The organism is Streptosporangium pseudovulgare (assembly GCF_014648055.1).
GTDB classification, from domain to species: domain Bacteria; phylum Actinomycetota; class Actinomycetes; order Streptosporangiales; family Streptosporangiaceae; genus Streptosporangium; species Streptosporangium pseudovulgare.
This window is the reverse complement of sequence record NZ_BMQJ01000030.1, coordinates 47,305-72,284: the sequence shown is the minus strand read 5'-3', so window position 1 is coordinate 72,284 and position 24,980 is coordinate 47,305. Positions and strand designations below refer to the sequence as shown.

The window sequence follows — 24,980 nt, the reverse complement described above, 5'->3', positions numbered from 1 at the left end:
GGATCCGGTGCGGAAGCGCCACAAGATCCCGTTGAACTGATCACGCACCCGCCGTGGCAGCGGCCCGGTCGCCGCCACCGGCAGACACGGCTCGATCAACGCCCACTCGGCATCCGTCACATCAAAGCGCGCCACATCCGAGTTCTACCAGCCGTGGCCGGCCTGCCACCGGGCCTCACCTGGATCCGAACCTCAAACAGCTCCTAGTGCCGCATCAGGCAACGTTCGCCCTGCTTCGCCGGACGCAGAGGGAGTTGGTCTGGCAAGGTTCGGCTATGGGTGATCATGAACTGGATGACGGAGTGGTTCGGCTTCGCGAGTGGGCCGATGAGGATGCCGGCTGGTATGCCGAGAGCGCGCGACCCGCTGATCCAGCGGTTCACGACGGACTCGCCGGCACTGGACGCGGCGCAGGTGCTGGCAGCGATCGTCCGGTTGCGAGAGTCCGGCGAGGAGGAGGGCTTCCTCATCTGCGACTCGGTCACCGGGCAGCGGCTGGGCAGCATTGCGCTGCGGCATGACGGTCAGACCGGGGAGATCTCCTACTGGGTGGCCGCCGAGGCGCGTGGACGCGGGACGGCGACCCGGGCCGTGGCCTTGTTCAGCGCCTGGACCTTCCAGAACGTAGGCTTGCGCGAGCTGTGGCTTCGTGCTCATCGCGACAACGTCGCCTCGCAGCAGGTGGCATCGCGCACAGGGTTTCGTCGTGACCCACAGCGCGACAAGACGCAGGAGGCGAAGGGCGAGGTGTGGCCGATGCTCGGCTATGCGCTGTCCCGGCCCGCATCCTGACCGGAGACAGGCTCACGCAACGTTCGCTTTGATGATGACCCTGCGCAGGCGCTCGTCCCGGGCGTGCTTGTTTCGCCAGATGATGTAGCGGCGGATCATGCTGCCCTGAGCATTGTGGGTGGGGTGGTCGGTGCCGTCGAGGGCGAAGTAGCGCAGGGCGGTGAACTGCGCCTCGATCCGGTTGAGCCAGGAACTGTTGGTCGGGGTGTAGGCGATCTCGACGTTGTTTGCCTCGGCCCAGTCGGCGACGCGGCGGCAGCATTTGGTGGTCAGGTGGGGGAGTAGTTGTCGCAGATGATCGAGATGCGTTTGTCGGCGGAGTGGAGGGAGCGCAGGTAGCGGCAGAACTCCAGGAACTTGGAGCGAGTCTTGGTCTTCTTGATGTGGCCGTAGAGCTGGTTCTTGCTCAGGTCGTATGCGGCGAACAGGTGGCGGACCCCATGTGGGCGGATCTCCTTGGACCACCCGCCGCGGCTCTCCGCCAAGGCGTGGTGTCCGCGTACAAGGGAATGTGCACCATCGGGTACGGATGAGAATGCACCATTCTCAATACGTAATCAGGTGATTGCTGAGAGTATTTACGCCATCTGTTCCGGTTGGTGGAGGGCGGCTGACGGTGGTCTTAGACGTCATCTCATTTGGTGAGGTGTCGTCGGATAAATGGTGCCGTTCCCAGGACGAGTGCGGCGAAGACGGTCAGTCGTTGAAGGCCAGGCTGGGCGGCGAAGCTGCTGTGCTGGATGCCGTAGACCGTGTACCAGTTGGCGGCGAGGTCGGTCGCCATGATGGCGCACGCGAGGTCGGTTCCTCGGCGTTCGCCCCTGATCAGGAACGCAGCGGCGAGCGTGTCAAAGAGCGCCAGCGACGACCAGTAGAGGTTGAGCCAGCTCGGTGCCCAGGCGTAGGGGTGCAGACCGTGGCTGAGAAGGTCGGCTACATGCGCGGAAGCGCCGACGAAGAGCAGCACGGCCGCGATTACGCAGACCGAAATGACCGCCCAGCGCGGGGTGTGGCGCATCCATCCGATCACGCTGTGGATCGTCCCATTTCCGGGCGCTGCCCGTCAGGCCACCAGCCTGCGATAGCAGATGAGAGCGGCTGCGTCCCGGCGAAGGCCGGGAAGTGCTCGGCCTTGCGCTCGTAGCGGCGGTGCAGGCGGCGGCAGCCGCACATCACGGTTGCGGCAAGCCCTGCAACACTTCTCAGCATGGGAGAGCCAGTCGAGATCATGCCTTACGACCCTGCGTGGCCAGCCATGTTCGCCAAGTGGGGCACGTGCCTACGTATCGCCCTCGGTGATGCTGTGGCTCGTATCGACCACATCGGGTCCACCTCGGTGCCAGGACTGGCGGCCAAGCCGGTGATTGACATCCAGATCTCAGTGGCATCGCTGGAAGCGACGGATGCATTCCTGCGCCCGCTGACAGAGATGGGGCTCGTGTACCGGGCGGACAATCCCGAACGGACCAAACGATACTTCCGGGAACCTCCAGGTCAGCACCGGACCCACGTGCACGTGCGGCAAATGGGCAGCTTCTCACAGCAGTTCCCACTACTGTTTCGCGACTACCTCCGGTGCCACACGGCTGCCGCGAACGAGTACGCGGCAGCCAAGAAGCACTGCGCAGCCAAGTTCCGCAACGACCGTCCCGCCTACGTCCAAGCAAAAGATGCCTTCGTATGGGACATCATCCGGCGCGCTGACGCCTGGGCCCAGCACGCCGGCTGGGCTCCCGGTCCCAGTGACGCCTGACCAAGCTTTCCGATCACAGTCTAAGCCAAGGCCGTCGGAGTCACGAGACAACCCTTACGGCAGGAGTCACCTCATTTGGTGAGTTGAGTCTGCGGTAGCAGATCAGGGTGCAGGCGATGCTGGTGAAGGCGAGGAAGTGCTCGGCCTTGCGTTCGTAGCGTCGGTGGAGTCGTCGGCAGCCGGCGAGCCAGGACATGGTTCGCTCGATGGTCCATCGGTGTCGTCCGAGTCGATGGGAACTCTCGATGCCTTTACGGGCGATGCGGTGACGGATGCCTCGGCCGGAGAGCCATTGCCGCAGGTGGCGGTAGTCGTAGCCCTTGGAGGTCGAAGGACTCGAGATCAGTCTGGCCGGTGCCGTCGAAAAGATATCGCAGCTCGACGAGATGACCGAGCCTTCCGTAGTCCATCTCGATATTCCGGCATTCAGCCACATTTCCGGCCGAACCACATGATGACCATCAAGCCTCAGCTGGGCAAAGTCGAGCAGACCGGCATTCTTTCCAAGCTCGACCACCACCTCGGGGTCGTTCGGGGCGAGGAATCCCAGCGCCTTGCAAAAGCGCAGAGTCACGCCGGAACGCTAACGGAGATACTGCTCGATCACGTCGGCGCCGCGTGTGGCTCCACCACTTTGCAGGATGGCTTGGCGCATTCCTGCAAGATTGACGCGTACCGCCGGGTCTGAGGCAACCCTGTCGATTGCCGCCCGCAGTGCTTCGGCGCTCACCATGTCGGCGTCCAGGCGTTCGCCGAGCCTGAGTTCCTCCAGGCGCCCGGCGTTGGCAGCCTGCTCGGGTGTCTGCGGGACGGCGACGAGGCCAACCCCGTAATGCAGCGCCTCCATAACGGAGTTCATGCCGGCATGCGATACGAAGGCGGTGGCATGGCGAAGTACCGCCAGTTGCGGGAACCGCGACCGGACGTCCACCCCGCTCGGGACGGCGCCCAGTACGGCGGCGTCCGTGTCGCCCACGGCCATCGCCAACTGCCACGGCCCGTCGGCGACGGCGGCTATGCAGGAGCGGTAGAACTCCGGGTGACCGTTGAAGACGGTGCCCAGTGAGACATACAGCAGTGGTGCGTCGGGGTCGGGCGGTGACCACTGCTCGGCCTGCTCGCGCCTGCCCATCGAGGGGCCGATGAAGTGAAAACGTTCGTCGAAGCTGTCAGCGGCCGGCTGAAACTCTCGTGGGACGAACACGAGGTTGAGCCCGTCCGCCATCGTCATGGTGTCGGCGACAGCGAGGGGGACGCCGTACTCGGTGGAGAAGGCCGCACAGTCGGCGGCGAGCAAGGCCATGGCTGGATCGTCGGCGTCAAGCCCTGAGGTCAACTGCCGGTCCAGTGAGTACGCCTCGTTCGAGGCGAGGTGAGGGAAGCACTGCACGGCCGGAATGCCCAGCCTTTTGGTGATGATCCGGGCAGGCCAGTTCGTCGTGTCGTAACAGACTGCGTCTACCGGCTCCGAGGCGCAGTACTTCTGCAGCACCGGGTAGGTCGCACTCATTGCCGCGAAGTAGTGGCGCAACCAGCCGGCTACGGCCTCTGGGCCGATCTTTGGTGGTGGTGTGAACGGCTTCAGCGGCGGTAGTTCCACCCAGCGTGCGCCGGCACCGGTGACCGCGGCGGCGTGGTCTGCCCCGGTGGCGTAGTCCACCTGGTGCCCACGCCGTACGAGTTCCTCGACCAACGGCAACATCGGATTGATGTGTCCATGCCCGACCAGGGTCATGAAGAGTAACTTCCTCAGCACGGGGGACACCTTGACAGCACCGACGCCGCAGCGCCATCGAGATTCGCGGCTCGCCGCAGCCGCCGGCGGCGACCGCTCCTCAATCTCGACCAGATAGATCACGAAGTCACACCGGAGTATTAGTTCGGAGAAGTTTTCAGGTTTTTAACCGATGTGCGGCCAGAACGAACTGCAGCCGGATGAACCCCATCGCCGACTGGATCTGGTCTCGGCAGCAGGCGCACCCAGTGATCGTGCCCCTTGATCAGTGGCATGAGACTCAGCTGGTGACCGCGCAGATGCGACGGCGCCAGGCGCCGGGCTGGGATCGCGTGCACGAGGCCGCCGCCCAGCACGGGATCGAGCTCACGGCGGTGCGGGAGACTGACACCCACATCCTGTACGAGGCCCATTGGGTCTTGAAGGCGCTGCACGACGCCGGCCACGCGGTCGGCCCCGTCGCGACCCACAATTTCGACCGTCTCTTCGCGCGGGCCAGCCTGCCGGAGGCGTTCATGCGCAGGTACGACCAGCGGACGCCGCACATGGAGTACCCGCCCGAGGCGCGGTCGCTGCTGGTGGTCGGCCTGCACGCCGACCGGCGCTCCGTGCAGCAGCGCGCCCGCGAGCTCGGCCTGCGGGTGTTCTTCGTCGACACCGAGGGCATCACCGAAAACGGCGTCCACAAGGAGTACCTCATCGAGGGCGCGCGGGCCGGCGACGTCATCGTGCGCTCCGAGGCCATCCCGGCGCTGCGGCGCCTGGCCGAACTCCTGAAGGTCGAGTACTGACCGCTCGCCGCGCGGCGAACGCCTGATCGGCCGCGCATCCACCGGCAAGACAGATAGCGTCGGGGCGCACCGAATGACGGTGTGCCCCGACGAGGACAGACAAGGACCCGCAATGCTCGTTTCCGTGATCGGCTGCGGTCACCTCGGCATCCTCCACGCGGCGGCGATGGCCCAGCTCGGCCACCAGGTCATCGGCGTGGACGTCGATCAGGCCAAGGTCGACCGGCTCAACGCCGGCGAGTGCCCCATCTTCGAAGACGGCCTGCCGGAGCTGCTGGCACGCCACACCGCGAGCGGCCGGCTGCGGTTCACCACCGACATCCGCGAAGCCGCCGCCGTCGCCGAACTGCACTTCATCGGCGTTGGAACCCCCATCGACGCCGACGGCCGCTCTTATGACACCGGGCAGGTCTTCGGCGCGATCCGCCAGCTCGCGCCCCATCTGCACCGGCCGTGCACGATCGTCGGGAAGTCCACCGTCACGGTCGGGACCACCGTCCAGGTCACCGAGCTCGCACAGCGCCTGGCCCCCGCCGGTGACGCGGTCGAGGTCGTATGGAACCCGGAGTTCCTGCGCGAGGGGCACGCGGTCGAAGACACCCTGCGGCCGGACCGGCTCATCGCCGGCGTCACCAGCGCCGAAGGTGAGAAGGCGATCCGCGCGGTCTACGCGGGCATCATCGACGCCGGCGTGCCGATCTTCATCACCGACCCGCAGACCGCCGAGCTGGCCAAGGGCGCGGCCAACAGCTACCTCGGCCTGAAGATCTCCTACATCAACGCCGTGGCCGACATGTGCCAGGCCGCGGGCGGTGACATCTCCAAAATCGTGGAGATCCTCGGCATCGACCCGCGGATCGGCGCCAGCGGCATGAGGCCCGGCATCGGCTACGGCGGCGGCTGCCTGCCCAAGGACATCCGCGCCTTCACCGCATCCGCCCGGCAGCTCGGCGCCAAACAGGCCGCCAACCTTCTGCGCGCCGCCGAGCAGATCAACGAGACCCGTATCGACGTGGCCATGAGCCTCATCACCAGCGCCCTGGAGGATCGGCCGATCAGGGGAGCCCGGGTCACCGTGTGGGGCGCGGCGTTCAAGCCCGGCACCAACGACGTGCGGGAATCCCCGGCCCTCGCTCTCGCCCTCTCCCTCCAGCGGGCCGGCGGCACCGTCACCGTGCACGACCCGCAGGCCGTGGCCACCGCCATGATCCGCAACCCCGAACTCGACTACACCGACGACCTGACTGGCTCCATCGACGGCGCAGACCTCGTCGTCCTGGCCACCGAATGGCCCGAGTACCGGCAGGCGGACCCCCAAGCTCTGGTGGACCGCCCCGCCAATCCTCTGCTGGTCGACTGCCGCACCACCCTGGACCCTGGCCCCTGGCGGGTGGCGGGCTGGACCGTCCATCAGCTTGGACGCCCCGGGAAGTAGATGGAGCACCCCGTGACCAGTGACACCGTCGTTCTGCGCCGTGTCACCGACGCCGACGCGCTCGGCGCAGCTGAGGTGTGGCTGCGCTCCTACAAAGCCGCGCTCCCCACCGTGCAGTGCGCCCACGACGGCGACGAGGTACGCACATGGTTCTCCGACGTGCTCGTGCCGAAGTACGAAACCTGAGTGGCGGTCACCGAAAACGGCGTCATGGGGGTCATGGTGCTCCACGGCGAGGAGATGAAGCAGCTCTTCCTCGACCCCGCGTGGCGAGGGAAGGGGCTGGGCGACCAGTTCATGGCCCTGGCCAAGCAGCAGCGGCCCGGCGGGCTGACACTGCGCACGTTCCAGATCAACACAGCGGCGCACCGCTTCTTCGGACGGCACGGCTTCATCGCCGTCGAGCGAACAGACGGGCAGCGCAACGACGAGCAAGAGCCGGACGTCCGCTACGTCTGGCAGCCCAGAAGCAACACGCCGAGTTGACTTCCACTCGGGTCCGGGGTTCTCGACCTGCGGGTGACCGCATCCACCTGCGGAACACCCCGGTGAGCACTCATCATGGGCTCATGGATCCCGACGCCCTGCAGACGACCGGCCCGCAGGCCGGCGAGCCGTGGCCGGGCCTGCCAGCCGACCAGCAGTAGCGGCCACGCGCATACGAGAGCGCCCCGTCCTCCTGGGGGGCGCTGTCATCGCAGGCGCGCGGGGGGCGTCGTCTCATCCGTCGTCGTTGACGATGCGTTACCGCTGAGGGCTTGTTGATCTCTAGGGTGGGGCTTGTGGGTGAGGTCAGGGTCGGTGAGTGGACGCGGCTGGGGGAGCTGGACGGGCCGGCGGGGTTCTTGACGGTCCGTGGTCACCGGTACCGCTACCCGGATGGCCGCGAGGACACATGGGACATCCTGGTGGGAGGTGCGACCGTCGCGGTCGTCGCGGTGACCGAGGACGAGCAGGTGGTGCTGGCCCGTCAGTACCGGCCGGGGCCGGGGAAGGTCCTGATGGAGTTGCCGGGCGGAAACGCTGACGGCGATGAGCCGGTCGAGGTCGCGGCGGCCCGGGAGCTGCTGGAGGAGACCGGCTATGAGGCGGCGACGCTCGAGGTGGTCATGCAGACCTTTCTGGCGTCGTATGCTTCGCATCGCCGCTACGCGGTCCTGGCCCGCGGATGCCGGAGAGTCGCTGAGCCGGACCCGGGTGATGGCGAGTTCGTCGAGACGGTGCTGATTCCGGTCGGCGAGTTCGTCCGGCATGTGCTCGGCGGGCAGCTGACCGACGCCGACATCGCCTTCGCGGGACTGACCGCCGCCGGATACCTGAAGCCGGCCGTTTGACCACCCGCTCACCTGCCGCTGAGTGCGGCTGTGAGGTGTCCGGTGGTGGGAGGATCGGTTAGGCGGAGGCGCGTGCCGGGCTCCGTGCCGGACGCGCGGACCACGACGGTCGCCCGTGGTCAGTCGAAGAGCGCCCCGAGTAGCGCACCCTGGCCCGACTGGAGGACATGGGCGGCTTCGAGCGGGATCTAGAAGCATTCGAAGTCGGTGGGCTCCCGTTCGCCATCGTGGAGTTCCCGGCCGGCCCATCGCTCCGGGGTGGGCTCGGTGAGCTCCAGGTGGAAGATGTGGCGGTGCTGGATCTCGAATCGGTAGAGGGGGCAGACCAAGTACGCGGGAAAGGGCTGATAGGGCTGGTCAGAGGCCAGATGTGGTCCTCGTTACAGAAGACGGCCTGGCCGTGGTCGCGTTGCACCGCTCCGGGGTATCTGTCGGTGGGGCCTCGGACACCCCTGCCCGAGGAGTTCCTTCGGGGCGGGCGGCGCGGTGTCGCCCTCTTCTCACATCTTCTGAATGCCTGGCGAGCCGCTTCGGCATTCCCCGACGGCTTCGGGCAGCGCGTGGGGCCTCAGGATTGACCGCAGGTCGCGGGGCAGAACTTGACCTCGGGGTAGCGCGATGACAGCTTGTTCAGGAGGGGCTGCCGCTGCGACTTCAGGTGCTGGTCGAGGAAGGCCGTCACGTACGTGCGGGTGAGCTCGGCGGATCGCGCCGCGGGCGGAAGGCCGTAGGCGGGCTTGATGCCGAGGGCGCCGGCGGCCGGGGTTGAGGCGGTGAAGCTGTAGCGGCCGATCAGGTTCAGGTTGCGGTGCTTGCGCGGTGAGAGGCGGGCGATGTCCTCATCCCGGATCTCGTGGCCGCCGGTCTTCAGCTGGTCGACACGAGCGCGACGATGGCCGCCACCATGATTGTTCGTCGGCTCATGCCTCCACCGTGGTCTGGGCGGCCGGCTGGTGGCGCGGGGCGGCGCGGCCGTGCCGGCACCGGGCCGCCGGTCAGGCGCTCGGTGATACCTGCGGAAGGCCGCCGGTCTTTCGCAGGCGCATCCGGCAGCCGCCGCACAGCCCGTTGCGGCCGCTGCCCGGGACGACGAGGCCGTGGCAGTGGGTGCAGAACGACTGCTCGGGTTCGGGCCGGGACGGCGGGACGAAGTCGGGGTCGTCGAGTCGATGAGCAGGGCTCCGACCGCGGCGGCGTAGCTGCAGGCGGTGCCGAGCAGGACACCGCGGCCGGCGCGGATCTTGCGCTCCAGTTCGTAGACGCTTTGGACGTTGACACCCATGGCGTCGGCGACCTGCGCCGGGGTCCGGCCGCAGGTGATGCGGCGCTGCAGCAGGCTGAGCAGCAGCGGGTCGGGGTCGCCGGCGGCGCGCCGGAGGGCATGCTGAGACACGCTCATATCCTTTCGGGTGGCGGTGAGCAGGCAGGCCGGGGGTGTCGGCCCGCCTGGGCGGCTACTTCTCGCGGGCAGCGATGACAGCGGTGAGGACGTCCTGCTTCCACCGGAACGGAGTCTGCCCCGGCATAGCGCGCGGAAGCGGGACGCCGGGAACCTCGGCGCGCTGAGCTGGCTGGCCCGGATGCGGGAAGAGGGGGTCCCGGTAGTAATCGCGGAAAATCCAACGGATATGCCCCTGGCCTGCTCTGATCAAGAGCGTCGCAGGGCTGATGCGTCAGCTGGCGAGCACTGCGCACCGAGCCGAGAGCACCGCCGGACCTTGTCCGGATGCGCTACGTCGACGCTGACCAGCGATATTCATTGGATCTTCCGCGATTACTACTGGAACCCCTGGTGACGGCAAGGCCGGTTCGGATATTCGATGACGGAGACGGTCGGCTCATCGGGCGGCGCGGCGAGCGGTGATGGAGGCGGCCGGCAGGAACAGCGCCGCAGGGTCGGCGCGGGCGGCAGCGTCGCCGGGCCGTTCGGCCTCCAGGTGGTCGGCCAGCGCCTCGCAGACTTTTGCCGGATCACACATGGCTTTTCAGAATTTGCCCGAAGTCTCAGTTGGCCTCGACATTACCGCTCTTCCCGCGAGGGCAGGCATAGGCCCAACAGCCACGAGAAAGGGACTGCACCATGCCCATACGCGAAATGATCGATACCTATCCCGCCGACATCAACCTTGACCGCGGCCTGATCGCCGAGGCGGTCACCGCACTCATCGACTGCGCGCAGGCGTGCACCGCCTGCGCCGATGCGTGCCTGAGCGAACAGCAGGTCGACCAGCTGCGCAAGTGCATCCGCACCGACCTGGACTGCGCCGACATCTGCGCCACCACCGCGCGGGTGCTGTCGCGCCACACCGGATACGACGCCAACATCACCCGCGCCCAGCTCCAGGCCTGCATTCAGGCGTGCACCAGCTGCAAACAGGAGTGCGAGCACCACGCCGACATGCACGAGCACTGCCGGATCTGCGCCGAGGCGTGCCGTGGCTGCGCACAAGCCTGTCAGCGCCTGCTCGAGGCGATCACGTGACGGGGACCGTGCGGCTCATATTCGTCCTCACACTGATCCTGGCGGTGGGCGGTTTGCGGCACTTCATCCCCTTGCGCCTGCTGCGTCGATGACGGAACACGGCCGGCGGCCTGATCCGCGGCCCGTACCGGAAACCGCCGCCCCTCCCATCCAACGGCCGGCCGACAGGTCCCGCCCCGCAGAGCCGGCCGTCGGCTTGCAGAGCGAAGGGCTTTGGAAACCGGCGAATCTACGATGAAGGGGAGGAGTAAGACAGCGTCGGTTGCGCCCCTTACCGCGAAGGAGGCCGGCCCATGACAGATCACGCTCACCTCCACCACAGCGCCGGCAAGGAACGCGGCACCGCGATCCTGGATGTTAGCGGGCTGCAGTGGGCCTCGGAACAGAACGTCGTGACAGCGGTGCTCGGCCGCCGTCCCGGGGTGCTGCAGGTGGAGGTCAACCCGGTCGCCCAGACGGCGACCGTGGTGTTCGACCCGACCCACACCTCGCTGGCCGAGTTGCGCACCTGGGTGATCGAGTGCGGTTACCACTGCGCCGGCCAGTCGGTGCCTTCCCACCTCTGCGACCCGATGGTCGAGCCCGACCCTCCGGCGTCCGGCCGCACGGGAAGTCCGGCGGTGTCCCCGAGGGCCGCCGTGCTGCCGAAGCGGCCCGGCTTCGGCGACGGCGGGCCCTCGAAGCCCATGGAGGACGCCTATGCCGGGGACACCGGTCAGGCGGCTGCCGGTCATGCGACTTCGACCAGCCACGTGGGACATGACGGCGGTCGCGTCGATCACGGTGAGAGGCCGACCGCGGCTGCCCCGCACGACATGGCGGGGCACGGCGGGATGTCGATGGCCGCGATGGTGGCCGACATGCGCGACCGGTTCCTGGTGGCGCTGGTGTTCTCGATCCCGATCGTGGCCTGGTCGCCGATCGGTACCGAGGTGCTGGACCTGGACCTGCCGGTGCCGTTCGGGTTGCGGCCGGATGTGTGGGCGCTGCTGCTCAGCCTGCCGGTGATCCTCTACTCGTGCTGGATCTTCTTCACCGGGGCGGTGCGCGCGCTGCGCGCGGGCACGCTGGACATGATGGTGCTCGTCGCACTGGTCGGTGGCGCGCTCACCTTCGCCGCCTGGTTCTTCTTCGCCAGCGCGCCATTCGGTGTGGCGATCCTGTTCGCCATCACCGTGGTGGTCATCACCTGCCCCGACGCGCTCGGCCTGGCCACCCCCACGGCGATCATGGTGGGCACCGGGCTCGGCGCCAAGCGGGGCGTGTTCTTCAAGAACGCGATCGCGCTGGAGACCTCGGCCCGCGTTCAGGTCGTGGTCATGGACAAGACCGGCACCCTGACCAAAGGAGAGCCGGAGGTCACCGACGTCATCACAGGCGGCGGGACCGGCGATGACGAGCTTCTGCGGCTGGCGGCCGCCGTCGAGCGGGAGTCGGAGCACCCGCTGGCCCAGGCGATCGCCGCCCACGCCGACGCCCGCGGCCTGGGGCGGGTGAGGGCCGGGCGGTTCGAGAACGTCCCCGGGCACGGTGCCGTCGCCGACGTGGCCGGGCACCGGGTGGCGGTCGGCAACCGGCGCCTGCTGGAACGTGAGGGTGTCGGCCTCGGCGAGCTGGGCGCCCGCCGGGACGAGGTGGCCGCCGGTGGCCGTACCGCGGTCATGGTCGCGATCGACGGCGTGGCGGCCGGGGTCATCGGCATCGCCGACGCTCCGCGGGAGACTTCGGCGGCGGCGGTGGCCGCCCTGCACGAGCTCGGCGTTGAGGTGGTCATGCTCACCGGCGACAACGCCGCCACCGCGCAGCGGATCGCCCGGCGGCTGGGCATCGACACCATGATCGCCGAGGTCCTGCCCGGCGACAAGGCGGCCAAGATCGCCGAGCTGCAGGCCGGTGGCCGCAAGGTCGCCATGGTCGGCGACGGCGTCAACGACGCCCCCGCGCTCGCCCGATCCGACCTGGGCATCGCCATCGGCGCCGGCACGGATGTGGCGATCGAGACCGCCGACGTGGTGCTCATGCGTTCCGACCCGCTGGACGTGGCCGCCGCGCTGCGCATCGGCCGCGCCACCCTGCGCAAGATGCGGCAGAACCTCGGCTGGGCGATCGGCTACAACACCATCGCGCTGCCCATCGCCGCAGGCGTGTTCGCCCCCGCCTTCGGCCTGGTGCTGCGCCCGGAGATCGCCGCTTTGTCGATGTCCGGCTCCAGCGTCATCGTCGCCGTCAACGCCCTGGCCCTCAAACGGCTGCGCCTGCCACGCACCTCCCCGGCCGAAGGGTGAGCGCCGGCGTGCTCACGCGCGGCACCCTCGCTCCTCGGCAGCGATCCAGGCGGCATCCCGGTCGTGGTACGGCGTCAGCCCGGTGGCCGGTGCGCCGCGGTGAAACAGGCCGGGAGCGACAGCGCGGCGGCCATCGTGATCTCGGTCACCGTGGTCATCGGCACAGCCAATGCGGCTTTCGCAATCACCGTGCTTTTGGGCACGTCGTTGTGCGCCGCCCGCGCGCCAGGCCGCTCATCCGCCTCTGGTAAGCGGATGCGTCGATCCGGCCGTGCAGCCGCAGGCCGACACACCACCGCTCGGCGGCCTCCAAAGCTGCCCGCCGCCCCCGCAGCCGCGCCAGCGGCGGGCAGCGCGCCTCACGAGGCGTGATCATGCGCGCCAGGTCGTACACCATCGCGATCGCGATCAGTACGCAGATCAGCGTCGCCACGACGGCCACGGCACCCATGACGTGCTCCCGTGCGGGCCCGGCCGCCTATTGCCCGAACCGGCGCTGATCAGGCCGGTCCGTCCGTCACCGCGGTCACCGCGCATGCTCCCCATCATCAACAACATCACCAGCGGGCAGGCGGCGACGATGGCCAGCAGGATGAGGATGTGGCCGGGCATGCCAAGTGCCAACGCGCCGACCCAGGCGGCGACGAACACCAGCGCGTACAGGCCGTAGGCCCTCGTGGTGTTCTTGACGATGTTCATTGGCGGGCCTCCTGCTCAGGAGGGTGGCAGCGTCGTGGTGCGCGGCCCGGCATCGGTGTCCGGTGCGGTGGAGGAGGTGCGCAACGTGTCCAGGCGCCGCCGGTAGTCCTCCTCGTCGATCTCGCCGCGGGCGAACCGTTCGGCGAGCACCTGCTCGGGGGAGGGGCCGGCAGGTGGGCGCGGGTAGTTCTGGGAGCGGCCCAGGGCACGGACGACCGCAACGATAACGACGATGATCACACCCCAGAACACGATCATGCCGACGGACATCGCGAACCAGCCCCATCCACTCAGGTTGTGGCCATACCAGGGCATCATCGTTCCTTCACCCCGCATCGACGACGCGACGGACACGGCTCTGACCGTGCTGCCACCCCTTTTTGGTGTCACCGTCACGCTCTCACCGTCCGGCCATGCACGCAGGGGCCGAAAGTCCCGGCTGCGGCGCTGTTCGGCTCCTGTTCTCAGCGCTTTGGGTAGTCGCAGGCCGGCGATAGGTTCCACTCATCCGCCTCTGGTAGGCGGATGCGTCGATCCGGCCGTGCAGGGGTTCCAGTAGTAATCGCGGAAGATCCAATGAATATCGCTGGTCAGCGTCGACGTAGCGCATCCGGACAAGGTCCGGCGGTGCTCTCGGCTCGGTGCGCAGTGCTCGCCAGCTGACGCATCAGCCCTGCGACGCTCTTGATCAGAGCAGGCCAGGGGCATATCCGTTGGATTTTCCGCGATTACTACCGGGACCCCAAGAGGCGGGGGACCAGCAGGAGGCCGAGCGCTTCGTCCGCTGTGGCGTGACCGCGGAAGGGGAGATTGAAGCGCCATGGGGCCCGTGGTCCCAGGTGCAGCAGGACCGCAGGAGGTGACACCGCGCCGACCTCGAAGGCGGTGGCCCTGGGGGGCGAGCAGCAACGGAACGGTCAGTGGCGTTAGCGAGGCCGTCGGGCGCGGCTTACCGTCACTCGCCGTTCCATTGCTGCTCGCCCCCCGAGCTGTTCCGGTGAGGGGCCGGGTTCCCGGCGCCGGGAAGGCCCATAGGAGGAACGGGACGGCCGGTAGCGGCAGAACGCCGCGCGGAAGCCGCTTCCTTTCCGCCGTGGCGCTCCGGGTGCGGGATCAGCTGGGGCGGGTGGCAATGATCATGGGCGCTCCCTTGTTCGTGAGCTGACACGATCAGACCCATGGACATTACGCATCCGTACAACTACAGTCCGTGACGATTGGTGTCACTCCCCGTGACCGCCCTCCCCAAGGATCAGGAGCAACGCCCATGTCTGTGAGGTTGCGCCGGACGCTGGCCGCCTGCACCACCCTGCTCGCCTTCGCCGCCTTCCCCGCCACCGCCGGCACGGCCGCGGCGGCACCGCCGCATGCCGCCGCCCAACGCGCCGCCAGCGGACTTCCGCCGGTCGGCGCGAAGATCCCCTGCACGATGCTGGCCGTAGGCAGCTCGCTGCGGATCGGCACCGAACAGCTGACCGTCGACTTCCGGGGCGGCAAGATGCAGCGTGTCGAGCCGAACCAGGACGACCCGGTTCGCTCGGTCCGGATGCAGACGCTGGGGTTCAGGGTCGCCGCAGACCTTCCCGACGGAGGGACGGCGGTCATCGAGCTGGACGGCGAGGATCGCGACGCCGCCAGCACGCTGACGCTGATCCAGTCCTTCCCCCCGAGGTACAGGCAGGTGGACGTGATCCCGGTCAAGCTCACGATCACCCGCCCCGACCAGGCACCGATCGTGCTGACCGCCAGGAGGCCGCTCGTCTACGAAGCCGAGCTCACCCAGTACCCGCCCCGCGGGGATCAGTACCGGCTGCGCGAGCCGCTCGACTTCCTCAACGCCGACGGGACGACCCAGGCCACCCTGGAGACCTACCCCGCCAAGGTGGGTGGCCTGTAGGCCGCAACGACACGGCAGGGGGCAGACCAAGTACAGCCCAAGGGAGCATCGGCGGAGCCACAAGAGACAGGTTGCGCACTCCGCCCGGCCTGGAACGGCCCGCAGCGCGCTCCCGCCGACCGGATCCGAGACTCCGCTTGAGGGCGAGGTCTCGGATCCGGTGTCGTTATCAGGGCACGATGAGGTCGAAGCCGATGTCTGCTGCTCCGCTGCTGTTGCCGTAGACGAAGATCTCCTGCGCCTGGCACCAACCGTTGGGCTGTTCGGGGTTGACGAACACGCGCGCCTCCCACGAGCCAGGTGAGTAGGTGTTCAGCGTGGCGACCGGGGTCGATTTGGTGATGTCGATGGCGGGGTCCACGGCGACACAGTAGTGACCGGTTCCCGTCTTGCGCACCCCGGTGATGCCCTTGGAGCGCACGACGGTGCCGTCGGGCTTGACCAGGGCTGCGGCCCGCGCATAGGGGGCCTGGGCACCACCGATGGCGGCGGCGTAGGCGACGGACGCGCCGATCGCGGCGCTGGCGGCGAGAGCCGAGGCCAGCATGACCGCAGTGGTTTTACGCATGTGAACATCTCCTCAGGAAGGGCCGGCCCGCCCCTTCACAGTGACCGACCGGAATCAATCCGTTACTCAACGATCAGTCCGCTGTGGACGGCACCCACGGAGTGAAGAAGCGGTTCTCTGCCCGCATCTCAGATCCAGCCAAGATGCTGCGGCGCGTTCCGTCCCGCACCCGTGGGGAGCGGGCGGTCAGGGCAGCAGGAAGTAGAACGGCTCGTCCTTGGCGGCGCCATTGGCTGCGGTGAGCACCGTGATGGTGGAGGCGTTGACGACCTTGGCGTAGATCTCGCTCTTCCAGTCGGCCGACTGGTTCAGCGTCACCTGTGGGACGGATTCCTCGGCGTTGATATCCGACGGAAGGGTGATGGTGTAGCGGCCAGGGCCGGTGCGGACTATCGAGGTGACGCCCTTGCTGCGGGGAACGGAGCCGTCGGCGGCCACCACGGCGGCGGCCTGGGCGTAGGGGGCGGTGAGCGGGAGCGGGGCATCGGCCGCGGGCCGGGCGTGGGCGGCGGTGGCGCCGGCGAGGGTGCCGGCCGTCAGGACGGAGGCCAACGCGATGGTGAGCTTCGCGCGCATATTCGTTCTCCTCGCTAAAGAGAAGGGTCGTGGTGCTTGGTCCTAGGCCAAGAGCATCTCGATGCGCACCGTGGTCGGCTGCTAGCGCCTCGCGTCCATGGTGTGATCATGACGCCGTTCTTAACGGCTGGGTGCCCGTTCCTGAACCTCAAGATCAGAAGTTGGCGGTTGATCATCCCGCTGCCTCTGACTGCGGTCCTCCGGGCTGCCCCGCCCACGTCTTCAAGGCGGCCCGGCTGGATATCCCTCGGGTCCGGGGCCGGGCCGTGCCGGGCACTGAACGGGCAGGCGAAACGGTCACCGGCCGGCCAGTGACGGCAGCCCGGTGGCCTTCAATCCCCTACCACCGCCGGCCGGTCCGTTGTTGCTCAAGCCCCGCCCTCACCGTGCCCAGTCTATCCGAACCTAGATTCGAGTAGACTGTCTACATATCGATAATGTCGATTGTCGGCGTGTCACAGCGATCATGGTAAAACGTATCGTCATGATGCCTTAACAAATCGCATATTGAGGATGCGTTTTGATATCGTGCTCGTGTGACCGAACATATCCCGGCCGACACGCCGCCACCCGCCACCCCCGAGCCTCCCGGCACCACCCCGGACACCGGCCTGCTGGCCGCCGCCGGACCGCATGCCCTGTCCCGGCCCACCCAGGAGGCCGCCCCGCATGGCGTCTGCGCCTGGGACGAACGGCCACTGCCGCCGTCGACCGGCAAGCGGGCCCGCGTCTACTGCAGCGACGCGTGCAAGAACGCCGCCTCCCGCGCGCGGAAGAAAAAGCAACTGGCCGAGGTGACCACCGCGGTGACCGAGGCCGGCACCGCCCTGGAGCAGGCCCGCCCGGTGCTGGAGGCCCTCACCGATGTCGTCGGCCGCTTCGCCGGCAGCGTCGAGACGGCCGAGACCGGCGCCCTGGCGCGCATCGCCACCGCCGAGGCCGAGGCCGAGGCCGAACGCGCCGACGCCGCCGACGCCCGGGAGCGGGCCGCGGCCGCCGACCGGGCCCGCATCGCCGCCGAGCGCGCCATGCGCGCCGCCGAACAGGAACGGCGGCAGGCCGAGGAGCGTGAGGGTGCCGCTCGCGCCGACCTCGAACGGATCACGCGGGAGAGCCGGGCCGAGGTGGAGCGGCTCGCCACCGCGCTCGGCACCGCCACGGCGGCCACCGCCCGCGCCGAGGCCGTACTCGCCGACCAGGCCAACCAGCTGCGCGGGTTGCGCACCGAGGCGGCCGATGCCCGCGCCGCCATCGCGGCGCTGCAGGCCGACCTGGCCGAGCGTGAGCGGGACCTGGCCGCCGAGCGGGCCCGCACCGCGGCGCTGGGCGACCGGCTCGCCGAGATGCGCGTCCACGCCGACACCACGGCCACCCAGCTCGCCACCGCCCAGGACGAGCGCGCCCGGGCCCACGCCGCAACCGAGACGGTACGCGCCGAGCTCAGCACGCTGCGGGCCGAGTACGACGAGCAGCTGCGTCTGCTGCGCGCCGACTACGACGAGCAGCTACGCCGGCTGCGCGCCGAACTGGACCAGGCCCACCGGCAGGACAAGGCCGGCGCGGCCGAGCTGGCCCGCGTCCACGCTCAGCGCGAAGCCGATCAGGACCGCATCGGCGACCTGCGCGAGCGGTGCGCCGACCTCCAGGCCCAGCGCACCGCCCTGGAGGCCGAGGTGCTCCGCCTCCGCGCCCGCGCCGACTCCGCCACCGACCGGCCCGGCGAAAGCGGATAAACCGCAGCGTCGGCCCCCACTCGGGTCGCCGTCACCAGGGGCAAAGTAACTCTGCGTGATCGCTGTTCGGGTAGATTGCGAGGGGGCGACCAGCTCCAACATAGGGGAAAAGTAACTTTAAGTCCCATCCCGGGTTCACTACGTGATGATCATGGCTCGAACATACCAATCGGTAGTGACTCAGTTACAAAGCATCCTTCTTCCGGCCTTCGGTGGAGATCGGGAGAAAGGTACGGACGTGAGACGTGAGTGGGAGCTGGAAGACCTGATCGAGTGCTGGACACTGGATGAGGAGGAGCCCGCCCTGTTGGCGAACAAGTCCGGGGCCACGCGCTTGGGCTTCGGACTGATGCTCAAGTTCTTCGAGCTGGAGGTGCGGTTCCCTCGCCGGGAGGACGCGCCTCGCCCGGCTGGCATGTAAGGCACGTTGACCGGCTCTCGCCGCATAGTGCGAGGAGCCAGGCGCTCCCGTCCTGTCCCTGTGGAAGTCGGCCATGCAGGGCGGTGCGGCATCTGGTCACGGGCCGTCGCGTCCGTCCTTGGGCCGGCGGAAGCCGAGTGCAGAAGATCAGGTGCAGGAATGATCTGCTGGGTGTGAATACGAATCGGGGGAACGGCGAAGTAGGCGTGTCCATGGTTCTTCTCCGAAGGGCAGGCATGCCAGCTCCCCCTCCGCAGTCGGCTCCGCCAACCGCTGAGACCGACGCACAGCTCATCGAGGTGTCACTACGCCGTCCTGAGCGGTTCGGTGCGCTGTTCGACCGGCACCACGAGGCCATCCACCGCTACGTGCACCTCCGTCTCGGAGAATCGGCGGCGGACGACATCGCCGCGGAGACGTTCCTGCGGGCCTTTCGCGGCCGTGCGCGCTACGACTTGTCCCGCCCCGATGCCCGGGCCTGGCTGTACGGCATCGCCTCCGATCTGGTGGACGGTCACCGGCGCGCCGAGGCCCGCAGGTACCGCGCCCTGGCTAGGAGTGCCGAGGTCACCCACGTCGTGAGCCACGACGAGCGTGTGGTCCAGCGGGTGGCGGCTGCCATCATGCAGCCGCGCCTGGCCGCCGGTCTGGCTGCGCTCTCGCCCGGTGACCGGACCGTGCTGCTGCTGGTGGCCTGCGCTCAGCTCACCTATGAGGAGATCGCCGAGGCGCTCGGCGTCCCGCGCGGCACCGTCGGCTCGCGGCTCAACCGGGCCCGCAGGAAACTCCGCACGTCCATCACCATCGAGGAGTCGTCATGACCGATGATCTGCAGGAGATCAAGACGTTCCATGACACGCTGCCCGGCCCCTCCGCCACGGCCACCGCCAAGGCGAAGGATTTGCTCGCAGCTGAGGCGGTGGCGGAACGAACGCCTCGTACCGGTTCGGCTAAGCACCGCCTCCTGCTCAGGACGGCCGCGGTCGGCCTGGCGGCAGCCGTCGCCGCAGTCGCTTTCCTGACTGGTGCCGACGGTGGTGCGGCCCCGGCCAACGCGGCGGAACTGCTCCAGGAGGCGGCTGCGGCCGCCGGCCGGCAACAGGCGCCACGGCCGGGGCAGATTCTCTACGTCAACCGCACGGACCAGAGCTGGATGATCGTATCGGGTCGCGACAGCCGTTCTGAGGTCACCCGGGAGAGCAACCGCGAGTACTGGATTCCCGCCGCCAACCCCGACGGTGCGCTGACCCGCCTCACCTACGGCAAGCTGCGCACGCACACCGGCCAGGTCCCGACCAGTTTGGAGACCCCGGGCACAGTCGAGTTCCAGCGCGCCGGGCCGTGCACCGTGAACGTGCTCTCACCGACCAGTGAAGGCAACCTGCCCGCAGACCCGGACCAATTGCTCGCCCGGGTTCGCGCGGACGCCGCTGCCTCGGTCAAGAACGAACGGCCCGAGCCCGGCGCGGCACCACCCGGCAAGGACCGGATCGAGCGGCTCGTCGAGCACACGGTGGTGAGCCGTCTCATCACCCTGGCCGGAAACCCCTTCCCCGGTCCCGGCCTGCGTGCGGCGGTGCTCGGTGCGCTGTCCAAGATGCCCACCGCCACCATGCGCACCGACCTCACCGACCTGGCCGGGCGACAGGGCGTCGGCGCCTCGATCAGATATCAGGGCCCAGACGGATGGCAGCGCGCCGAATTGATCTTCGAACCCGGCACCTACCGCTTCCTCGGCTCGCGACTCCTGTCCGAGCCGCCGCGCGGTGGCACGGAGGTACTCCGCTACGCTAGCGCAGTACTGGAAACCAAGATCGTCAACTCCATGCCGAAGATCCCGGTCGATGCTCCCGAAGCGGTGACCTGCTAAGCAGCAAACGCCGCGGTCTTACGCTCAACCCCTTCGACAGCTCGCGCCGCTTCCCCAAGCGCATTCCGGGGAGGCGGCGAGGCCAGGCCGCACACGGACACCCGGTTCCCGTGAACCCATGGCCATCGCCCGCCCAGGCCGGTGGTACCGAGGCAGTGTCCATGCCCACCCGCAAGGCATAACGCTACAGATTCACTCGATCACACTACGACATCAGGGGCATGGACCCGCATGCCGACCTCTGAATACCGGCAGGTACGTACAACCTTGCTTGCCTTACATGGATGACCACTTAGAGTCACCGAAAGACAACTCCCGCATCGACGCCGACGCACTGACACGAGGTGCCGTTTCCGGGTTGAGACGCAGGAACGACGGTCAGTCCGCAGCCTGAACCGCATCACCGTCGGCGAGAATCCGGTGGACGCCGGCGACGGACGGATGCCTGCCTTTGTTCTTGCCCGTAGGGATGGCCAGCCTGCCAGCGATATCAGGCACGGCCACGCCACGGGTGCGCAGCGTCCGCGCATAAGCGATCATGTCGTCATCGAGCACCTTCGGACCCCCGCCGTGGCGGCCGCGCTCACGCGCCGAGGCCTGGCCCTCCAGCGGCTTCTCCCGAATGTATTCCCGCCCAGACTCGGCCATGCCGGCGAAGAAGGCGAACAGCGCCGCCCCGTGCCCGCTGGGATCGTAGAGGCCTTGCAGCGGCCCGGTCAGCAGCTCGAGCTGGATGTCGGCCTGGCGCAACCCCTCGGCGATGGTGAGCAGCTCCGTGGCACCGCGCCCAGGCGCTTCATCTCATGCACCGTGAAGATCACCCGCTGATGCGGGACGGCCTGCTTGATGGTGCGTGCGTACTCCATCGCCTTGGCGAACTGCGGCCGCACCTTGATCCGGGTGCTGATCTTCTCCGAGAAGACCGGGTCACACGTCGCGGTCTTTGGAGCATCTAGCTGGCTCTGCAACTTCTGCTGAACGGTCGAGCACCGCGCATAGCCCACCCGCGTCGGCTTCGCGTCCGCCGCCGCGCCCGCAGCCTCGATCGCCGGGCCCATCTCCCGCATCCGCCCCGGACCTCGATCGGCGGGTGTCTTAACCTCCAGATCGGCCCGCAGCCGGGGCACCAGCATGAAGCGCGGGGTGTGGTATTTCGGGGCGACCTTGCCGCCCCGGGTACGGCAGGCGCTGCCGGCCGGTACTGCACAGGTGGGACAGTCGAACCGTTCGATAGCGGCGGCTGGGTCGGCGAGCTAGGTCATGTCGCAGAACCTACCGCGAGCGGCATTCTGCGAAGGATGTTTTGCGAGAGATCCTGAGAACGAAGTTCGAGGACAAAACGGACACGCAATGAGCAAAGATCATCTCTCGCAGAGCTGAGTATTTCTGATAATCACGCAGCGTCACGATGGTCACAAAGAGTTACCTTGCCCCTGATGACGCCGACCCTAGTGGGGGGCCGCGTCGTCCCGCCGCCTCTCTGCCGACCACCCAACCGGAGAGAAGATCTGTCCCCCAAGGGTGTCTTCGGATACGTAGAGAGGCTCAGCTGGCGGTGGATCTGCCGGAAGGAACCGCGGCGGTGCCGTGCTGTCCCGTGAAACCGTGGCGAGCCGCTGGTGCTCTCGCGCCTGGCGTCAGGACGACTGAATTTCGTCGAAGAGGGCGAGGGCTTCGGTGGGGTCCGGGCTCACGAGGCGTTCCAGACCGGCCGCCGTGATCTTCGCCCACCTGCCGGCCCGTGCCCACATCTGTTCCTCGAAGGCGCGGACGGCCTCGTCCAGATCGGTAGGGCCGGGGGAGACGGCGACGGACTCGGCGAGTTCGGCGCCTTCCAGCATCGCGAGGTTCGCGCCCACCCCCAACGGGGGCATCAGGTGGGCGGCGTCGCCGAGCAGCGTCACCCCGGGGACGTGGGTCCAGGTGTGGGACACGGGCAGGACGTAGAGGGGGCGGTGAACGAAAGCGGTGCCGTGGCGGAGGAGGTCGAGGACGGGAGCGGCCCAGCCGTCGAACAGGGCCAGCAGGCTTGATCGCACGGCCTCGACGTCGGCCAGGTCCAGGCCCGCTCGCCGGTTCAGGCCCATATGCCGGTCCAGGTCCGTGTGCCAGTCCAGCGGCGCGCGGAATTGGGCGTACACCTTGACGTGGCCGCCGCTGTTGCGCTGGGCGACGAGGGCGCGGTTCACGCCGTACACGGCCATGGAACCGTCGCCGATCAGCCGGACGAGGTCGGGGTGGCGGGTGTCGACGTCGTCCAGGGAGGTCTCGACCAAGGTGACGCCGGTGTAGTGCGGCGTCGCGGAGGAGACCGCCGGGCGGACCCGGGACCAGGCGCCGTCCGCGCCGACCACGAGGTCGAACGTCTCCTGTCGCCCGTCCGCGAAACGGACCAGCACGCCGTCCCGGGTTCCCGGCTCCACCTCCGTCACGCCCCGCCCCCACTGAACGTCCAGGGGGCCGAGCAGCAGGTCACGGAGTTGTCCGCGGTCGATCTCGGGATTGGCCCGGTCATCCGGACGCGGTTGCCAGTCACGGAGAACGGTCCCATCCACGTCCAGGATGCGCATGGCCTGCCCCTCGGGACGGGACAGCGCCTGGAACTCCGCCAGCAGCCCCGCCTTGCCCAGCGCGAGCTGGCCCATCCCTTCGTGCAGGTCCAGCGTGCCGCCCGGGGGACGGGCGTCGGGAGCGGGATCGCGTTCGAGAACGGTGACGGGGTGACCGTGGCGATGCAGGACGCGGGCGAAGGTGAGGCCGGCGGGACCGCCTCCGATTACGGCGATACGGTGTCTCATATCGATACACTGTATTTCGTTGTTACGGTGTATCGCAACAGTACGATGCACCGTATGACTGTGTGGGATCGGCCGGAGCCGCCGGCTCGCCCCGTGCCGCTCGACCGGGAGCGAATCGTCGCCGCCGCCATCGCGCTGGCCGACGAGGGCGGGCTGGAGACGGTGTCGTTGCGCAAGGTCGCCGCCCGGCTGGACGTCGGCCCGATGCGGCTGTACGGATACATCTCCACCAAAGAGGAGCTGTTCGACCTCATGGTGGACGAGGCCCACGCCGAGATCCTCCCCGAGGAGCGGCCCGGCGACTGGAGGGAGGCGCTGCGCGTCCTCGCCCACCGCACCAGACAGGCCACCCTCCGTCACGAATGGCTGGCCGACCTGCTCGGCGGCCGTCCGGCCCTGGGCCCGAACGCCCTCGCCGTGACCGAGGCCACGCTGGCCGCCCTCGACGGCCTCGCCGACCTCGACACCGTCATGCGCGCCGTGGAGACCGTCAGCGCCTACTTCACCGGCGCGATCAGACGCGAGATCGCGAACCTGCGGGCCGAGCGCGCCACGGGCCTGTCCAAGCGCGACTGGCAGCGCGCCTCCGGCCCGCATGTGATGAGGATGCTGGCCACGGGCCGCTTCCCGGCGCTGGCCAAGGCCGTGCACGACGGCACGGACGTGGATGCCGAGACGTCCTTCGCGATCGGCCTGGACTGGGTCCTCGACGCCGTGGCCGCCAAACTCGCCCGGCCGCCGGTGTGACGCTCAGGATTTCCAGGTGACATCCGTGGCACCGTGTGACGCCGCCAGGCTGCGCGCCTGCCTGCTCGACCGGTTCAAAGGCAAGCTCTGACGCCGGACGACCGGGCGGCGCCGGAAGGGCCGTGCCATCTGCGGTGGCACGCGGACTCCTACGCTCATGTCCATGGCCGACGGCCGCACACCCTCGGATTCGCGCTCATCGACTCGCCGGTCGGCCTTGGCATTGATCTTCGAGGTCAGGCCGATCAGCGGATCCACCAGCGCATCGGTGATCCACGCAGTCCGGCACCGGGCCGACGCGGCCTGATCCTGGAGATACTCGCCGGGCCACTCACCGGGATCCACCACAGTTCACATCAGATCGTCGGTGGCGAACCGCGACGCCCTGTTCGGCATGAACATGCAACCCTTTCGGCCGTACCCAAAAAGGTCGACATCCCTTGCGGGCGGATCACACACTTCGCATACGACGCCGAAAAGAGAAACGGCGCACAAAGAAAGGGACTGCCACAGTGATCCGACTGGGACGCATCATCGCCGCACTGGGGGCGGCCGGCGCACTGGCCGCGACCCTGCTCACCGGAGGAGCCGGCGGCGCCTCCGCAGAGACGCGGAACGCCGCCACCACCCAGACCAGAGACCCCGATCGGACCACCGATGTGCCGGAGATCAGGCTCACCGAACCCGAGAAGCAAACCCTGCAGGCAGAAGTGGCCCCCGAGGAATCTGAGTGCAGAAATTGGCGGTAGCGATGATCATGGGTTGCTACCACAGCTGCCGTCCTCGGCTTATAGCTCCTAGGCGAAAGCGTCTGGATGACCGCCTGGCGCTGCAGGGCATCCTGTTCGTGCTGCACACCGGCATCGCGTGGGAGCATCCGCCGCAGGAACCGGGGTACGGCTCGGGCATGACGTGCCGGCGGCGGCTGAACGAGTGGCACAAGGCCGGGGTCTGGCAGCGCCTGCACGAGGTGCTCCTGGCCAGGCTCAGGGCGGCGGACGCGATCGACCTCTCCCGGGCTTCGGTGGACTCCTCCCACATCAGAGCCCTAAAAGGGGGGCGCA

At 68.3% G+C, this 24,980-nt stretch carries 30 protein-coding genes and 4 pseudogenes; 17 read left to right on the top strand and 17 right to left on the bottom strand.

All coding sequences use genetic code 11. The annotated features are described in order from the left end of the window. Window positions 1-120: transposase (locus tag IEZ10_RS35960; protein ID WP_373287454.1), on the bottom strand; the 120-nt coding region annotated here is incomplete at its 3' end. A 165-nt stretch (window positions 121-285) separates the two neighbouring features. Here IEZ10_RS35960 and IEZ10_RS35955 point away from each other — a divergent pair. Beyond that, window positions 286-792 carry a GNAT family N-acetyltransferase gene (locus tag IEZ10_RS35955; protein WP_229812003.1) on the top strand — a complete coding sequence of 169 codons (507 nt, stop codon included), beginning with the start codon at window positions 286-288 and terminating at the stop codon, window positions 790-792. A 269-nt stretch (window positions 793-1,061) separates the two neighbouring features. Here IEZ10_RS35955 and IEZ10_RS39595 read toward each other — a convergent pair whose 3' ends face one another. From IEZ10_RS39595 to IEZ10_RS35940, 3 genes and pseudogenes are all read right to left on the bottom strand, one after another. Further along, on the bottom strand, window positions 1,062-1,277 hold the full coding sequence (locus tag IEZ10_RS39595) for a hypothetical protein (protein WP_229812000.1): 216 nt from the start codon (window positions 1,275-1,277) through the stop codon (window positions 1,062-1,064). 149 nt (window positions 1,278-1,426) lie between these two features. Further along, a complete protein-coding gene (locus IEZ10_RS35945) occupies window positions 1,427-1,822 on the bottom strand; it encodes a hypothetical protein (RefSeq protein WP_229811999.1) in 396 nt (131 codons plus the stop codon). A 33-nt stretch (window positions 1,823-1,855) separates the two neighbouring features. Continuing rightward, window positions 1,856-1,965 (bottom strand): annotated as a pseudogene (locus tag IEZ10_RS35940) (IS5/IS1182 family transposase); the annotation flags it as partial. Window positions 1,966-1,999: 34 nt separating this feature from the next. Between IEZ10_RS35940 and IEZ10_RS35935 the strand changes: the two are divergent. Next, a complete protein-coding gene (locus IEZ10_RS35935) occupies window positions 2,000-2,545 on the top strand; it encodes a GrpB family protein (protein ID WP_189250973.1) in 546 nt (181 codons plus the stop codon). Window positions 2,546-2,585: 40 nt separating this feature from the next. On the opposite strand, the pseudogene IEZ10_RS35930 reads toward IEZ10_RS35935, so the two are convergent. Beyond that, window positions 2,586-2,867, bottom strand: a pseudogene (locus IEZ10_RS35930) (transposase); the annotation flags it as partial. 261 nt (window positions 2,868-3,128) lie between these two features. Continuing rightward, complete coding sequence (locus tag IEZ10_RS35925; protein WP_229811998.1) at window positions 3,129-4,403, bottom strand: macrolide family glycosyltransferase; 1,275 nt, start codon at window positions 4,401-4,403, stop codon at window positions 3,129-3,131. Between the two features lie 164 nt (window positions 4,404-4,567). On the opposite strand from IEZ10_RS35925, the gene IEZ10_RS35920 reads away from it, so the two are divergent. From IEZ10_RS35920 to IEZ10_RS35905, 5 genes are all read left to right on the top strand, one after another. Then, window positions 4,568-5,071 carry a hypothetical protein gene (locus tag IEZ10_RS35920; RefSeq protein ID WP_189250972.1) on the top strand — a complete coding sequence of 168 codons (504 nt, stop codon included), beginning with the start codon at window positions 4,568-4,570 and terminating at the stop codon, window positions 5,069-5,071. 112 nt (window positions 5,072-5,183) lie between these two features. Further along, a complete protein-coding gene (locus IEZ10_RS35915; protein WP_189250971.1) occupies window positions 5,184-6,506 on the top strand; it encodes a UDP-glucose dehydrogenase family protein in 1,323 nt (440 codons plus the stop codon). A 12-nt stretch (window positions 6,507-6,518) separates the two neighbouring features. Next, window positions 6,519-6,692, top strand: coding sequence for a hypothetical protein (locus tag IEZ10_RS39590; RefSeq protein ID WP_229811997.1), 174 nt, complete (start codon window positions 6,519-6,521; stop codon window positions 6,690-6,692). Then, window positions 6,693-6,992: a GNAT family N-acetyltransferase gene (locus tag IEZ10_RS39585; protein WP_229811996.1), complete on the top strand. Its 300-nt coding sequence runs from the start codon at window positions 6,693-6,695 to the stop codon at window positions 6,990-6,992. A gap of 287 nt (window positions 6,993-7,279) precedes the next feature. Continuing rightward, entirely contained in the window at window positions 7,280-7,840 is a 561-nt protein-coding gene (locus IEZ10_RS35905; protein WP_189250970.1) for an NUDIX hydrolase, read from the top strand. Between the two features lie 188 nt (window positions 7,841-8,028). On the opposite strand, the gene IEZ10_RS35900 is transcribed toward IEZ10_RS35905, so the two are convergent. The 3 genes from IEZ10_RS35900 to IEZ10_RS35890 form a co-directional block, all read right to left on the bottom strand. Continuing rightward, complete coding sequence (locus IEZ10_RS35900; RefSeq protein ID WP_229811994.1) at window positions 8,029-8,169, bottom strand: NUDIX hydrolase; 141 nt, start codon at window positions 8,167-8,169, stop codon at window positions 8,029-8,031. A 239-nt stretch (window positions 8,170-8,408) separates the two neighbouring features. Then, entirely contained in the window at window positions 8,409-9,233 is an 825-nt protein-coding gene (locus IEZ10_RS39580) for a transposase (RefSeq protein ID WP_229811993.1), read from the bottom strand. A 445-nt stretch (window positions 9,234-9,678) separates the two neighbouring features. Continuing rightward, a complete protein-coding gene (locus IEZ10_RS35890) occupies window positions 9,679-9,819 on the bottom strand; it encodes a hypothetical protein (RefSeq protein ID WP_189250969.1) in 141 nt (46 codons plus the stop codon). Window positions 9,820-9,935: 116 nt separating this feature from the next. On the opposite strand from IEZ10_RS35890, the gene IEZ10_RS35885 reads away from it, so the two are divergent. Together IEZ10_RS35885 and IEZ10_RS35880 are read left to right on the top strand one after the other, a co-directional pair. Then, window positions 9,936-10,322, top strand: coding sequence for a four-helix bundle copper-binding protein (locus IEZ10_RS35885; protein ID WP_229811992.1), 387 nt, complete (start codon window positions 9,936-9,938; stop codon window positions 10,320-10,322). Window positions 10,323-10,615: 293 nt separating this feature from the next. After that, window positions 10,616-12,607, top strand: a complete 1,992-nt coding sequence (locus IEZ10_RS35880; protein ID WP_189250967.1) for a heavy metal translocating P-type ATPase — start codon at window positions 10,616-10,618, stop codon at window positions 12,605-12,607. A 184-nt stretch (window positions 12,608-12,791) separates the two neighbouring features. Here IEZ10_RS35880 and IEZ10_RS35875 read toward each other — a convergent pair whose 3' ends face one another. From IEZ10_RS35875 to IEZ10_RS35865, 3 genes are read right to left on the bottom strand one after another with little or no spacing between them, the layout of a single operon-like run. Beyond that, the gene (locus tag IEZ10_RS35875; RefSeq protein ID WP_229811991.1) at window positions 12,792-13,040 is read right to left on the bottom strand and encodes a hypothetical protein; all 249 of its coding nucleotides are present in this window, start codon (window positions 13,038-13,040) and stop codon (window positions 12,792-12,794) included. Then, the gene (locus tag IEZ10_RS35870) at window positions 13,028-13,306 is read right to left on the bottom strand and encodes a DUF2933 domain-containing protein (protein WP_189250965.1); all 279 of its coding nucleotides are present in this window, start codon (window positions 13,304-13,306) and stop codon (window positions 13,028-13,030) included. Before IEZ10_RS35870 ends, IEZ10_RS35875 begins: the two co-directional genes overlap by 13 nt. Window positions 13,307-13,321: 15 nt before the next feature. Next, on the bottom strand, window positions 13,322-13,621 hold the full coding sequence (locus tag IEZ10_RS35865) for an SHOCT domain-containing protein (RefSeq protein WP_229811990.1): 300 nt from the start codon (window positions 13,619-13,621) through the stop codon (window positions 13,322-13,324). 952 nt (window positions 13,622-14,573) lie between these two features. Here IEZ10_RS35865 and IEZ10_RS35860 point away from each other — a divergent pair. Next, the gene (locus IEZ10_RS35860; protein WP_189250963.1) at window positions 14,574-15,203 is read left to right on the top strand and encodes a hypothetical protein; all 630 of its coding nucleotides are present in this window, start codon (window positions 14,574-14,576) and stop codon (window positions 15,201-15,203) included. A 169-nt stretch (window positions 15,204-15,372) separates the two neighbouring features. Here the strand turns inward: IEZ10_RS35860 and IEZ10_RS35855 are convergent, their stop codons facing one another. Both IEZ10_RS35855 and IEZ10_RS35850 read right to left on the bottom strand, forming a co-directional pair. Continuing rightward, the gene (locus tag IEZ10_RS35855) at window positions 15,373-15,771 is read right to left on the bottom strand and encodes a hypothetical protein (RefSeq protein ID WP_189250962.1); all 399 of its coding nucleotides are present in this window, start codon (window positions 15,769-15,771) and stop codon (window positions 15,373-15,375) included. 186 nt (window positions 15,772-15,957) lie between these two features. Beyond that, complete coding sequence (locus tag IEZ10_RS35850) at window positions 15,958-16,347, bottom strand: hypothetical protein (protein ID WP_189250961.1); 390 nt, start codon at window positions 16,345-16,347, stop codon at window positions 15,958-15,960. A 536-nt stretch (window positions 16,348-16,883) separates the two neighbouring features. Between IEZ10_RS35850 and IEZ10_RS35845 the strand changes: the two genes are divergently transcribed. The 4 genes from IEZ10_RS35845 to IEZ10_RS35830 all read left to right on the top strand — a co-directional run bounded on the left by IEZ10_RS35845 (window position 16,884) and on the right by IEZ10_RS35830 (window position 20,371). Next, on the top strand, window positions 16,884-18,080 hold the full coding sequence (locus IEZ10_RS35845; RefSeq protein WP_189250960.1) for a coiled-coil domain-containing protein: 1,197 nt from the start codon (window positions 16,884-16,886) through the stop codon (window positions 18,078-18,080). Between the two features lie 238 nt (window positions 18,081-18,318). Continuing rightward, window positions 18,319-18,501, top strand: coding sequence for a DUF4158 domain-containing protein (locus tag IEZ10_RS35840; RefSeq protein ID WP_189250959.1), 183 nt, complete (start codon window positions 18,319-18,321; stop codon window positions 18,499-18,501). Between the two features lie 236 nt (window positions 18,502-18,737). After that, the gene (locus tag IEZ10_RS35835) at window positions 18,738-19,322 is read left to right on the top strand and encodes an RNA polymerase sigma factor (RefSeq protein WP_189250958.1); all 585 of its coding nucleotides are present in this window, start codon (window positions 18,738-18,740) and stop codon (window positions 19,320-19,322) included. Continuing rightward, window positions 19,319-20,371 (top strand): CU044_5270 family protein, encoded by a 1,053-nt coding sequence (locus tag IEZ10_RS35830; RefSeq protein WP_189250957.1) that lies wholly within the window; start codon window positions 19,319-19,321, stop codon window positions 20,369-20,371. The genes IEZ10_RS35835 and IEZ10_RS35830 overlap by 4 nt, the downstream gene beginning before the upstream one ends. A 378-nt stretch (window positions 20,372-20,749) precedes the next feature. Here IEZ10_RS35830 and IEZ10_RS35825 read toward each other — a convergent pair. Both IEZ10_RS35825 and IEZ10_RS35820 read right to left on the bottom strand, forming a co-directional pair. Further along, window positions 20,750-21,603, bottom strand: a pseudogene (locus IEZ10_RS35825) (recombinase family protein). A gap of 405 nt (window positions 21,604-22,008) precedes the next feature. Then, window positions 22,009-23,220 (bottom strand): FAD-dependent oxidoreductase, encoded by a 1,212-nt coding sequence (locus tag IEZ10_RS35820; RefSeq protein WP_373287453.1) that lies wholly within the window; start codon window positions 23,218-23,220, stop codon window positions 22,009-22,011. Between the two features lie 3 nt (window positions 23,221-23,223). On the opposite strand from IEZ10_RS35820, the gene IEZ10_RS35815 reads away from it, so the two are divergent. Further along, the gene (locus IEZ10_RS35815; RefSeq protein WP_189250955.1) at window positions 23,224-23,916 is read left to right on the top strand and encodes a TetR/AcrR family transcriptional regulator; all 693 of its coding nucleotides are present in this window, start codon (window positions 23,224-23,226) and stop codon (window positions 23,914-23,916) included. A gap of 3 nt (window positions 23,917-23,919) precedes the next feature. Here the strand turns inward: IEZ10_RS35815 and IEZ10_RS35810 are convergent, their stop codons facing one another. After that, complete coding sequence (locus IEZ10_RS35810) at window positions 23,920-24,264, bottom strand: hypothetical protein (protein WP_189250954.1); 345 nt, start codon at window positions 24,262-24,264, stop codon at window positions 23,920-23,922. Window positions 24,265-24,428: 164 nt separating this feature from the next. Between IEZ10_RS35810 and IEZ10_RS35805 the strand changes: the two genes are divergently transcribed. Continuing rightward, window positions 24,429-24,665 carry a hypothetical protein gene (locus IEZ10_RS35805; protein WP_189250953.1) on the top strand — a complete coding sequence of 79 codons (237 nt, stop codon included), beginning with the start codon at window positions 24,429-24,431 and terminating at the stop codon, window positions 24,663-24,665. A 71-nt stretch (window positions 24,666-24,736) separates the two neighbouring features. Continuing rightward, window positions 24,737-24,980: pseudogene (locus IEZ10_RS35800) on the top strand (transposase); the annotation flags it as partial.